Origin of the sequence: Mycobacterium sp. SP-6446, from assembly GCF_001954045.1 — a bacterium.
Taxonomy (GTDB): Bacteria; Actinomycetota; Actinomycetes; order Mycobacteriales; family Mycobacteriaceae; genus Mycobacterium.
On the sequence record NZ_MBEM01000173.1, the window covers coordinates 1 to 11,833 of the forward strand.

Sequence of the window (11,833 nt, forward strand, 5' to 3'; positions counted from 1 at the left end):
GGGTCGAACGACAGCGCGATCGCCGCGAAGGTGAATACCGCGAAGCCCACGTTGTAGATGCGGACCCGGCCGAACATGTCGCCGAGGCGTCCGACCAACACCACCAGGACCGCGGTGACCACCAGGTAGCCCATCAGCATCCACAGCAAATAGCCGATGTTCGACGGGGCCAGCGGATCCAATCCGATCCCACGGAAGATGGACGGCAACGAGATCAGCACGATCGACGCGTTGATCATCGCCAGCAGCATGCCGAGGGTGGTGTTCGACAGCGCAACCCACTTGTAGTGGGGGTGATCGACGTCCCATCGGAGGCGACGACCCTCCGGTTCGGTTGGCGCCAGCGTCGGGTTCGTCGCGGCGGGGCCCATCAACCCAAAACGCATAGGCATACAAACTAATGGAAGCCGCGCAGGCACCTGTCCCCAGGGGCTCACACGCGGCGCCGAATTTCCCCGCGCCGCTCGGTTGAGTTAGCTGGCGGCCCGCCCGCAACGCGCTCAACGCGCCGCTCACCGCCTCCATTCCGCGTTCACCACACCGGCGACTCGGACCGCCGAATTGTCTGGAAGCCCGGCCAGGCGTTTGCCGGTGCCCCCGGCACGACTCGAACGTGCGACCTAGGGATTAGAAGGCCCTTGCTCTATCCACCTGAGCTACGGAGGCAATGTGCAGGTCAGTCTATCTAATCGGGCCGCAGATCCGATTAGCTGGCCGCCACGCGCGCGAAAAGTCTTCCCGCGCCGGGCTTATCGGTTATGGTGTGAGCCTCGACACACGCACAACACCGGCTGGTAAACAGCCGTTAACCGCAACGAGGCGTGTGCATAACGTCGAGGGGTGGCGGTGCAATGGGCGTGGCCATGGACTTGACCTCGCGGTGCTCGTGGGCAGGTGCCCAGGCACTGCGCTTGGCGGCCGATGCCAGAGATACCTATCGGGCCGGCGCGCTGCTGCTGCGCGGCTCGCCCTTCGCGGTTAGCTGGTTTGCCGGCTGGCTGTCCGCGGAGTTTCCCCCGCATGTCGTGACCGGGCACGCCCTGTCCCGGGTATCGCGCCCATCCATCGGCCGCGTCGGCACCAGCTGGGCCGCGCAGCGTGCGGATCAAGCCCTCACCGCGGCGCTCGAGGAGTCCTTCGGAGCGGACTTCCGCGACCTGGTCTGCCATCCGACCTGCGAGCAGTCCGCGTGCGCGCCCCGCGATGGGCTGATACGGATGCCGGGGCCGCACCGCAAGTACGCGCGGCACACGTCCGACATCTCCTACGGCCCCGGCGGGCGCCACCTCCTCGACATCTGGCGGCGTCATGATCTCCTGCCGGGCCGGCGCGCGCCGGTGCTGATACAGGTTCCCGGCGGGGCGTGGGCCGTCAACGGCAAACGCGGCCAGGCGTACACGCTGATGAGCCGGATGGTGGAACTCGGCTGGATCTGCGTCTCCATCGACTACAGCAGGAGCCCGCGGTCCACATTTCCGGCTCACATCATCGACGTGAAGCGGGCCATCGCTTGGGTCCGGGAAAATATCGCCGACTACGGCGGCGACCCCGATTTCATCGCGATCACCGGCGGGTCCGCGGGTGCGCACCTGGCGTCGTTGGCCGCGCTCACCCCCAACGACCCGGAGTTTCAGCCTGGCTTCGAAAATGCCGACACGACGCTGCAGGCCGTCGCACCGTATTACGGCGTCTACGACTTCACCAGCACCGAGAACATGCACGAGCTGATGATGCCGTTCCTCGAGCAGATCGTGATGCGTGCTCGCTACGCCGATGCCCCCGAAAAGTTCAGGGCGGCATCGCCGATTTCATACGCGCATGCCGAGGCGCCCCCGTTCTTCCTGCTGCACGGCGAGAAGGACGAACTGGTTCCCTGCGGCCAGGCCCGCGCGTTCTGTGCGGCCCTGCGGGCGGCCGGGGCGCCCACGGTGGCCTACGCCGAGCTGGCCAATGCCCACCACGCGTTCGACATCACCCCGACGGTTCGATCGCGGCTGGCCGCCGACGCCGTCGCCGACTTCCTGGGCGTCGTCTACGGGCGGCGCACCCACTCGCTCGTGGATTCGTTGCCGCTGACGGCTTCTTCGGCCAGCTGAGCCGCGCCGCCCGCACGCGATCTCCGTGCCGGGGCCGCGCCTTTCACCAGCGCGTCAAGCCGACTAGCGTTGTGTTGGCTACTGGATTGGCAAGTCCGAGGCAGGAGGCTTGGTCCGCGGTGAGAAGGTTGGCGCGTCGAGTTGACGATCATGGCTGAGTCCGTCGAGACGGTTGGATTGTCCGACGAACTAGGGCCGGTCGACTATCTGATGCATCGGGGGGAGGCGAACCCCCGGACCCGGTCGGGAATCATGGCGCTGGAGCTCCTCGACTCGACGCCGGGCTGGGAGCGGTTTCGGGCGCGGTTTGAAAACGCCTCGCGGCGGGTGTTGCGCCTGCGGCAGAAAGTTGTGGTGCCGACGCTGCCGACGGCGGCGCCGCGCTGGGTCGTCGATCCCGATTTCAATCTCGACTTCCATGTGCGCCGGATGCGTGTATCGGAACCCGGCACCCTGCGTGAGGTATTCGATCTGGCCGAGGTGATCCTGCAGTCGCCGATGGACATATCGCGCCCGCTGTGGACCGCCACCCTGGTCGAGGGTCTGGCCGACGGCAAGGCTGCGACGCTGCTGCATGTGAGCCACGCCGTCACCGACGGTGTCGGCGGTGTCGAGATGTTCTCGCAAATATATGACCTCGAGCGCGATCCACCCGCCAGGCCGACGGCCCCGCAACCCATTCCGCAGGATCTAACCCCCAACGACTTGATGCGCCAAGGCATCAACCACCTTCCCATCGCCATCGTCAACGGCGTGTTGGGTGCGGTGTCCGGCGCAGCATCGGCGGCCGGGCGAGCGGTCTTGGACCCGGTGTCCACAGTGTCGGGAATCGTCGGCTACGCCACGTCGGGCATGCGGGTGATCAATCGCGCCGCCGAGCCCTCGCCGCTGTTGCGGCGCCGCAGCCTGGCCACCCGCACCGAAGCCATCGACATCCCGCTCTCCGATCTGCACAAGGCCGCAAAGTGCGGAGGCGGGTCGATCAATGATGCCTACCTCGCCGGCCTGTCCGGCGCGCTGCGGCGCTACCACGAGGCCCTCGGCGTCCCGATCAGCACGCTGCCGATGGCGGTGCCGGTCAACCTGCGGGCCGACGCCGACACCGCCGGCGGCAACCGGTTCACCGGCGTCAACCTGGCGGCACCGTTGGGCACCGCCGACCCGGTCGCCCGGATGAAGAAGATCCGCGCGCAGATGACGCAGCGCCGCGAGGAGCCGGCGATGAACATCATCGGCTCCATCGCACCGGTGCTGAGCGTCCTGCCGACGGCGGTCCTGGAGGGAATCACCGGTTCGGTCATCGGCTCCGACGTGCAGGCCAGCAATGTACCGGTCTATCCGGGGGACACCTACATCGCCGGCGCAAAGATATTGCGGCAGTACGGGATCGGCCCGTTACCCGGGGTGGCGATGATGGTGGTGCTGATTTCCCGCGGCGGCTGGTGCACCATCACCGTGCGCTACGACCGTGCCTCGGTGCGAAACGAGGCGTTGTTCGCCCGATGCCTGCTCGACGGTTTCGACGAGATCCTGGCGCTGTGCGGCGACCCGGCGCCGCGCGCGGTCCCGGCATCGTTCGCCGAGCCGGCCGGGTCGGCGCCGCGCTCGGTGGCCGGCTCATGAGCCCCGCCGACGAGCGGGACATGCGGCTGCCCGGCTCGGTCGCCGAGATCCTCGCCAGTCCACCCGGCCCCAAGATCGGCGCGTTCTTCGACCTCGACGGCACCTTGGTTGCCGGGTTCACGGCCGTCATCCTCACCCAGGAGCGCTTGCGGCGCCGCGACATGGGCGTCGGTGAGCTGCTCGGCATGGTCCAGGCGGGTCTTAGCCACACGCTCGGGCGCATCGAGTTCGAAGACCTCATCGGCAAGGCCGCCTCGGCGCTGGCCGGGCGGCTGATCGACGATCTGGAGGAGATCGGCGAGCGGCTCTTCGTGCAGCGGATCGAATCGCGCATCTATCCGGAGATGCGCGAGCTGGTTCGCGCTCACGTGGCCCGCGGCCACACCGTCGTGCTCAGCTCGTCGGCGCTGACCATCCAGGTCAATCCGGTGGCCCGCTTCCTCGGCATCACGAACACGCTCACCAACAAGTTCGAGACCAACGAAGACGGGTTGCTCACCGGCGGGGTCGTCAAGCCGATCCTGTGGGGGCCGGGCAAAGCCGCTGCGGTGCAACGGTTTGCGGCCGAGAATGACATCGACCTCAAAGACAGCTACTTCTACGCCGACGGTGACGAGGACGTAGCCCTGATGTACCTCGTCGGCAATCCGCGGCCGACGAACCCCGAGGGCAAGATGGCCGCCGTCGCCAAACGTCGCGGCTGGCCGATTCTGAGATTCAACAGCCGCGGTCGCGTGGGACTTCGGCGGCAGGTGCGAACGCTCGCCGGCTTCGGTTCGATGTTTCCGGTCGCGGCCGGCGCGGTGGGCATTGGTCTGCTGACCGGTAGCCGGCGCCGCGGCGTGAACTTCTTCACCTCCACCTTCTCCCAGTTGTCGCTCGCGATCGCGGGTGTGCACCTGAACGTCATCGGCAAAGAGAACCTGACCGCGCAACGGCCCGCAGTGTTTATCTTCAACCACCGCAACCAGGTTGACCCCGTCATCGCCGGGGCGCTGGTGCGTGACAATTGGGTCGGCGTGGGCAAGAAGGAACTGGAAAAGGACCCGATCATGGGCACGCTCGGCAAGCTGCTCGACGGGGTGTTCATCGATCGCGACGATCCCGTCGCCGCGGTGGAGACCATGCACGCGGTCGAAGACCGGGCCAAGAACGGCCTTTCGATCGTGATCGCACCCGAGGGCACTCGGGTGGACACCACCGAGGTCGGTCCCTTCAAAAAGGGACCGTTCCGCATCGCGATGGCGGTAGGAATTCCCATCGTGCCCATCGTGATTCGCAACGCCGAGATCGTAGCGGCCCGAAACTCGACCACGATAAATCCGGGCACGGTCGACGTCGCGGTGTTCCCGCCGATCCCCGTCGACGGCTGGACATTGGACACGCTGCCGGAGCGCATCGCCGAGGTGCGCCAGCTTTATCTCGACACGCTGGCCAACTGGCCCGTCGACGAGCTGCCCGAGGTCGATCTGTACGCCGAGAAGAAGGCGGCGAAAAGAGCCAAGCCGGCGGCCAAGACCGCCGCGCGCAAGGCCCCGCCGAAGAAGGCCACCGCAAAGAAAACCGCCGGGAAGAAAACCGCCACGAAGAAGGCGGCCGGTAAGAAGGCGGCCGGTAAGGCCACGCCTGATCCGCATGCGTCCAAGGTCGCTCTCAAAGACGGTGAGGTACAACAGCCTTCACGTCCCCGAGGGCGGCCGTGACGCAACCGGCCGCAGATACCAGCGCGGTATTGGCCGCGCAGGACTCGCTGGTATTGGCGTCCATGCACACCGGCGTCGAACGGGAGCTGGTGATGGATTGGCTGGGCAAGCAGCGCGCCCGGCACCCGGAAAGCAGATTCGACGTACTGAAATTGCCGTCGCGTGATGCGCCCCCGGCGGCGCTGACCGCTCTCGCCGAGCAGCTCGAGTCCGGCTCCGAATCCGCCGACGACCGGTTGGTAGTTCCGGTGCGCGTGTTCTGGCTGCCGCCCGCGGATCGGGGCAGAATCGCCAAGGTGGCCGGGCTGCTGCCCGGCCGAGATCCGTACCACCCCAACCAACGTCAGCAACGGCACATCCTGCGCGATGCCCCCCACCGCGCGCGGGTCGTCGCCGGCGAGCCCGCCAAGGTGTCCGAACTCCGGCAGCAGTGGCGCGACACCACCGTCGGGGCGGACAAGCGCGACTTCGCGCAGTTCGTCACCCGCCGCGCCATCTTGGCGATGGAACGCGCCGAGTACCGAATCCTCGGGCCGCAGTACAAATCTCCGCGGCTGGTGAAGCCGGAAATCCTGGCGTCCACCCGGTTTCGCGCCGGCCTGGAAAAGATCCCGGGCGCGACCGTCGAAGAAGCCGGCAAGATGCTCGACGAACTGGCCACCGGCTGGAGCAGGGTGTCCGTTGACCTGGTCGGCGTCCTCGGCAGGGCGCTCAGCCGGGGATTCGATCCGGACCTCGACTACGACGAGTATCAGGTCGCGGCGATGCGCGCCGGGCTGGAAGCACATCCGGCGGTGCTGCTCTTCTCGCACCGGTCCTACATCGACGGCGCGGTGGTGCCGGTAGCGATGCAGGAGAACCGGTTGCCGCCGGTACACGTCTTCGCCGGCATCAACCTCTCGTTCGGGTTGATGGGGCCGCTGCTGCGGCGCTCCGGCGTCATCTTCATCCGCCGCAACATCGGCGCCAATGCGCTCTACAAATACGTCCTGCGCGAGTACGTCGGCTATATCGTCGAGAAGCGGTTCAACCTGAGCTGGTCGATCGAAGGAACCAGGTCACGCACCGGAAAGATGTTGCCGCCCAAGCTCGGTCTGCTGGCCTATGTGGCCGACGCCTATCTCGATGGCCGCAGCGAAGACATCCTGCTGCAGCCGGTGTCGATCAGCTTCGACCAGCTACACGAGACCGCCGAATACGCCGCGTACGCCCGCGGCGGCGAAAAGACACCCGAGGGCATCCTGTGGCTGTACAACTTCATCAGGGCCCAGGGCGAACGCAACTACGGCAAGATCTACGTGCGCTTTCCCGAAGCCGTGTCGATGCGCGAGCACCTCGGTCCGCCGCACGGTCCGCTGGCCCAGGATCCGGACGCCAAACGGCTTGCGCTGCAGAAGATGTCGTTCGAAGTCGCGTGGCGGATTTTGCAAGCGACGCCGGTGACCGCGACGGGATTGGTGTGTGCGTTGCTGCTGACCACGCGGGGCGCGGCCTTGACGCTGGATCAGCTGCATCACACCCTGCAGGATGCGCTGGACTACCTCGAGCGCAAGCAGACCCCGATGTCGACCAGCCTGTTGCGGCTGCGCTCCCGCGACGGGGTGCGTGCGGCGGTTGACACGTTGTCCAACGGTCACCCGATCACCCGCGTCGACAGCGGCCGGGAACCGGTGTGGCGCATCGCACCCGAGGAGCAGCACGCCGCGGCGTTCTACCGCAACTCCTTGATACACGCCTTCCTGGAGACCTCGATCGTTGAACTTGCCCTCGCGCACGCCAGACGCGCGAAAGGCGATCGCATGGAGGCGTTTTGGGCCCAGGCGATGCGGTTGCGCGATCTGCTGAAGTTCGATTTCTACTTCGCCGACTCGGCGGCGTTTCGGCACAACATCGCCGCGGAGATGGCCTGGCACGACGATTGGGAGGCCCACGTCGCCGCCGGGGGCGACGAGATCGACGCGATGCTGTTTTCCAAGCGGCCGTTGATGGCGGACGCGATGTTGCGGGTGTTCTTCGAGGCGTATGAGATCGTCGCCGACGTGTTGCGTGACGCACCGGCCGACATCACCCAGAAGGAACTGACGCAGCGGGCGCTGGGGGTGGGCCGGCAATACGTGGCGCAGGCGCGGGTTCGCAGTAGCGAATCGGTTTCGACGTTGCTGTTCGCCACCGCTTACCAGGTGGTCGCCGACCAGGATCTGATCGCACCCGCCGCCGACCTCGCCGAACGACGGCTCGCGTTCCGGCGGGAATTGCGCGACATCATCGGCGATTCCAATCATGTCGGGCGGGTCGCGCGCGATCAGTTCGTCGCCCGCGAGACCAAGGCCCGGCGCAGCCGTCTGGACAGCCAACCGCGGTAGTCGTAGCGCCCGCCCATACCCTGGGTACATGACGGTTGCCCGGCCCGCCGGCAAGCCCGCCGCGCTGGTGTGGCCGCTACTCGCCGGCGTCGCGGTGCTGGCCGGCTGCACGGCGGCCGGAATCGGGGCGCTGTCGCTGGCGGACGCGCTGACGCTCACGGGCCTGCCCAATCCCGGCCCGGCGACGACGGTGGGACTGCCGTTCGTCCGGGCGGCCGGTGAGATCGCGGCGGCGCTGGCGGTCGGATCGTTTCTTTTCGCGGCGTTTCTGGTGCCCCCGCAGGGCAGCGGCGTGCTCGACGCCGGCGGATACCGCGCGCTGCGGATGGGGACCGTCGCGTCGGGCGTGTGGGCGGTGTGTGCCGCGCTGCTGGTCCCGCTGACCATTTCCGATGTGTCCGGGCACCCGTTGGCCGATCACCTCAACCCGGTGACGATCTGGAGGCTGGCCGACCTGATCTACACCGCGTCCGCGTGGCGCTGGACCGCATTCTTGGCCGCGACTGTGACGTTGGCCGGTGCGTCGGTGCTGCGCTGGTCCTGGACGCCGGTGCTGCTCGCCGGGTCGTTGTTGACGCTGGTACCGCTCGGGCTGACGGGTCATTCGTCGGCGGGCGGCTCACACGACCTGGCCACCAACAGCCTGCTGATCCACCTCGTCGCCGCGACCGTGTGGGCCGGCGGCCTGCTGGCGCTGCTGACGCACGCGTTGCGTGCCGGTGAACACATCGGCCTGGCGGCGCGGCGCTTCTCGGCCATCGCACTGTGGTGTTGGGTGGCGATGGCGCTCAGCGGTTTGGTGAACGCCGCGGTGCGGGTGGCGCCTGCGGAGCTGTTTACCACCGGTTACGGGCGGCTGGTGGTCGTCAAGTTCGTCGCGTTGTGCCTGCTGGGTGCCGTGGGCTGGCGCCAGCGACGCGCCGGAGTTGCTGCGCTGCAAGCGGATCCGAGTCCCGAGGTTCCGGTGCGCCGTGTCTTGCTCCGGCTTGCCCTGACCGAGGCGGTCGTTTTCGGTCTGACCTTCGGCGTTGCCGTCGGGCTGGGCCGAACCCCACCGCCGCCACCGCCGTCGCGGTTGCCGTCAATTTCCGAAGCCGAGATCGGCTACGACCTCGACGGTCCGCCCACCCTGGCGCGCGTCCTGTTCGACTGGCGCTTCGACCTGATCTTCGGTACGGCCGCAATCGTTCTCGCCGGCTTGTATGTGGCGGCCGTGGTACGACTGCGTCGACGCGGCGATCGCTGGCCGCCGGGGCGGATGGTGGCCTGGCTGCTCGGCTGCGTGGTGTTGCTGTTCGTGACGTCGTCGGGGGTGGGGCGCTACATGCCCGCCATGTTCAGCATGCACATGGTCGCCCACATGGGCCTGTCGATGCTGGTCCCGATCCTGTTGGTGCTCGGCGCCCCGGTCAGCCTGGCGCTGCGGGCGCTGCCGGCCGCCGGCCGCGGTGATCCGCCGGGTATGCGGGAATGGATCCTGGCCGCGCTGCACAGCCGGCTCTCGCGGCTGCTGACCAATCCGGTGGTCGCCACCGCGTTGTTCGTCGCGGGGTTCTACGGGCTGTATTTCTCGAACCTTTTCGATACCACGGTTAGCAGTCACGCCGGCCATATGGCGATGAACCTGCACTTCCTCATCAGCGGCTATTTGTTCTACTGGGTCGTGATCGGGGTGGACCCGACGCCGCGGCCGATCCCGCCGATAGCCAAGGTGGCCGTGGTGTTCGCCTCGCTCCCGCTGCACGCGTTCTTCGGCGTGGAGTTGATGGGCACCCGAACCGTGCTCGGCGCCGCCTATTACCGGTCATTGGGCCTGCCCTGGCACACCGATCTAATGGGTGATCAGCGACTGGGCGGCGGAATCGCTTGGGCGGCAGGGGAAGTGCCCCTGGTGATCGTCATGATCGCGCTGCTCGTGCAGTGGGCGCGCAGCGATGCGCGCACCGCGCGGCGGCTGGACCGCGCGGCCGAACGCAACGACGACGCCGACCTGACCGCCTACAACGCGATGCTGGCCGAGCTGGCGCGACGCGAAACGCCGGGATCGCCGAAGACACGGTAAACGGAGTCTGTGCTCCGGACGAATTTCTTGATGTCCCAGCCCGTTTGGGCTCCGACGTGTTGCCGGCGAGCGACCGGCTCCGCGTGCGGACCTAGTTGTTTGTGGGTGGTGGTTGGGGTTGGAAGGGGTCGTACCACCACCAGTCGGCGCGTTCGCCGAGAGGCCCGGGACACGGCGGGACGGCGGGCGGGGGTTGCGTTGGCGGGCGCGCCAGCGATCCCGGGCTCAGTAATCGGCCGGTGTCGTCGGTGACGGTGAGATCATCGGCGGGTCCGGTGATGGTGATGACCCCACGATGGTGTAGCCGGTGATGGTAGGGGCAGACCAGTACCAGGTTGGCCAGCTCGGTGGGCCCGCCGTCTTCCCAGTGTCGGATGTGATGAGCGTGCAGACCCCGGCTGGCCCCGCAGCCAGGAACCACGCACGCCCGGTCGCGGTGCTCGAGCGCACGGCGAAGCCGCCGGTTGATCAGCCGAGTCGAGCGCCCGGCGCCGATAACCTCGCTGGCACGTTCGAACCACACCTCACAGGTGGCATCACAGGACAGGTATTGGCGTTCGGCGTCCGACAACACCGGGCCCAGATGCAGCGCGGCGATGCGCGCCTGGGTGTCGAGATGCATCACCACGGTGGTGTGCTGCCCATGCGGGCGGCGGGCCACCTCAGCATCCCACCCCGCCTCGACCAGACGCATAAACGCCGCGGCGGTGTTCGGCAACGGCGGCGCGTTATTCGATGCCCGTGCGTCGGTGTCGTGGTCGTGTTTCCACTCGGCGATCAGCGCATCACGATGCGACGCCAGCGCCGCGTCGAACTTCGCCGCCTCATCGTGAGCAAGGGTGATCCGATAGCAACTGCCCTGCTCGGTGCTGGTCCTGGTGAACGCGCGCTCGGGCTCGCGGCGCGGTTCGGGTTCGGGCCGCGGTTCCAGCTTGAGCGCGGTGCGCAGCTGATTGACCGTGGCCACCCGCGCCAACTGCAGGTAATGCTCATCAGATCCCGCACCCGCGCGCGCCGCGATAACGCCCACCTGATCCAGCGACAGCCAGCCCTCCCGCATGCCCTGAACGCACCGCGGGAACTCCTCACGCCGGGCCGCGACAGTCGCGATCGTGTGGGCAGTGGCCGGCGAGCAGCCGGTCTTCCAGGCCACCAACGCCGGCACCGACCGCGCCCCAGTGGCGCCCCACAGCCGGTCCCGATCGATCTCGGCGACGATGTCCACGATGCGCCCATCAATCGCGTTGCGCTGACCGGCCAACTCCGCCAACTCCTCAAACAACACCTCAAGACGCTCAGCAGGACTCAACCCCGCCAAGGCAAGCGATGCCGTCGAAGACATGACCACATCATCACAGCGGGGTACGACAAATCCCGGCCGCCCAAACCGCGCCAGGTCGTGACCAACACCGATCGCCAAGCGAGACAGCCTGATTGGCGCGTTCACGCCAGCAGGCTATCCACAGTCTCGGTTCTTTCAACAGGTTTGGCGATTGGGCCTAATTCGGCACGGAACCCGTCGGTGGCGCGGCGCTAAATGGCGGCCAGATAGGGCGCGCTCACCGCGCGAAGAGATAGCAAAACCAGAAGGGACAAGCCAATGTTCGAAACGCCGCTCACCGTCGTCGGTCACATCGTCAACGACCCTCAGCGCCGCCAGGTCGGCAATCAGGAGGTCATCAAATTCCGCGTGGCCAGCAATTCGCGCCGCCGCACTGGCGACGGCAACTGGGAGCCGGGCAACTCACTGTTCATCACCGTCAACTGCTGGGGAAAGCTGGTCACCGGGGTGGGGGCCGCGCTGGGCAAGGGAGCCCCGGTGATCGTGGTGGGCTACGTGTACACCAGCGAGTACGAGGACCGCGATGGCAACCGCCGCTCGTCGCTCGAGATGCGCGCGACGTCGGTAGGCCCGGACGTGTCGCGGGCGATCGTGCGCATCGAGAAGCCGGGCTACACCGGCCCCAGTGCGGATCAGGCCGCGGC

At 67.4% G+C, this 11,833-nt stretch carries 7 protein-coding genes, 1 tRNA gene and 1 pseudogene; 6 read left to right on the top strand and 3 right to left on the bottom strand.

Going from position 1 to position 11,833, the window contains the following annotated elements:
* Both A5736_RS15630 and A5736_RS15635 read right to left on the bottom strand, forming a co-directional pair.
* A pseudogene (locus A5736_RS15630) lies at nucleotides 1–371 on the bottom strand (MFS transporter); the annotation flags it as partial.
* Between the two features lie 221 nt (nucleotides 372–592).
* Nucleotides 593–666 (bottom strand) — tRNA-Arg (locus A5736_RS15635).
* A gap of 185 nt (nucleotides 667–851) precedes the next feature.
* On the opposite strand from A5736_RS15635, the gene A5736_RS15640 reads away from it, so the two are divergent.
* The 5 genes from A5736_RS15640 (at nucleotide 852) to A5736_RS15660 (ending at nucleotide 9,847) form a co-directional block, all read left to right on the top strand.
* The gene (locus A5736_RS15640) at nucleotides 852–2,096 is read left to right on the top strand and encodes an alpha/beta hydrolase (protein WP_076247217.1); all 1,245 of its coding nucleotides are present in this window, start codon (nucleotides 852–854) and stop codon (nucleotides 2,094–2,096) included.
* A 150-nt stretch (nucleotides 2,097–2,246) separates the two neighbouring features.
* Entirely contained in the window at nucleotides 2,247–3,719 is a 1,473-nt protein-coding gene (locus A5736_RS15645; RefSeq protein ID WP_076247219.1) for a wax ester/triacylglycerol synthase family O-acyltransferase, read from the top strand.
* Nucleotides 3,716–5,422, top strand: coding sequence for an HAD-IB family hydrolase/lysophospholipid acyltransferase family protein (locus A5736_RS15650; protein ID WP_076247228.1), 1,707 nt, complete (start codon nucleotides 3,716–3,718; stop codon nucleotides 5,420–5,422). The genes A5736_RS15645 and A5736_RS15650 overlap by 4 nt, the downstream gene beginning before the upstream one ends.
* Nucleotides 5,419–7,785: a glycerol-3-phosphate 1-O-acyltransferase gene (locus A5736_RS15655; RefSeq protein WP_076247221.1), complete on the top strand. Its 2,367-nt coding sequence runs from the start codon at nucleotides 5,419–5,421 to the stop codon at nucleotides 7,783–7,785. Before A5736_RS15650 ends, A5736_RS15655 begins: the two co-directional genes overlap by 4 nt.
* 28 nt (nucleotides 7,786–7,813) lie before the next feature.
* Entirely contained in the window at nucleotides 7,814–9,847 is a 2,034-nt protein-coding gene (locus tag A5736_RS15660; RefSeq protein WP_076247223.1) for a cytochrome c oxidase assembly protein, read from the top strand.
* A 91-nt stretch (nucleotides 9,848–9,938) separates the two neighbouring features.
* On the opposite strand, the gene A5736_RS15665 is transcribed toward A5736_RS15660, so the two are convergent.
* On the bottom strand, nucleotides 9,939–11,189 hold the full coding sequence (locus A5736_RS15665; protein ID WP_076247224.1) for an HNH endonuclease signature motif containing protein: 1,251 nt from the start codon (nucleotides 11,187–11,189) through the stop codon (nucleotides 9,939–9,941).
* A 258-nt stretch (nucleotides 11,190–11,447) separates the two neighbouring features.
* Between A5736_RS15665 and A5736_RS15670 the strand changes: the two genes are divergently transcribed.
* On the top strand, nucleotides 11,448–11,833 hold a 386-nt coding region (locus tag A5736_RS15670; protein WP_076247226.1), incomplete at its 3' end, for a single-stranded DNA-binding protein.

Excerpts from the sequence above, each read along its gene's own strand:
- A5736_RS15665 (WP_076247224.1), bottom strand. The coding sequence starts at position 11,189 with ATGTCTTCGACGGCATCGCTTGCCTTGGCGGGGTTGAGTCCTGCTGAG.
- A5736_RS15650 (WP_076247228.1), top strand. The coding sequence starts at position 3,716 with ATGAGCCCCGCCGACGAGCGGGACATGCGGCTGCCCGGCTCGGTCGCC.
- A5736_RS15645 (WP_076247219.1), top strand. The coding sequence starts at position 2,247 with ATGGCTGAGTCCGTCGAGACGGTTGGATTGTCCGACGAACTAGGGCCG.
- A5736_RS15660 (WP_076247223.1), top strand. The coding sequence starts at position 7,814 with ATGACGGTTGCCCGGCCCGCCGGCAAGCCCGCCGCGCTGGTGTGGCCG.
- A5736_RS15640 (WP_076247217.1), top strand. The coding sequence starts at position 852 with ATGGGCGTGGCCATGGACTTGACCTCGCGGTGCTCGTGGGCAGGTGCC.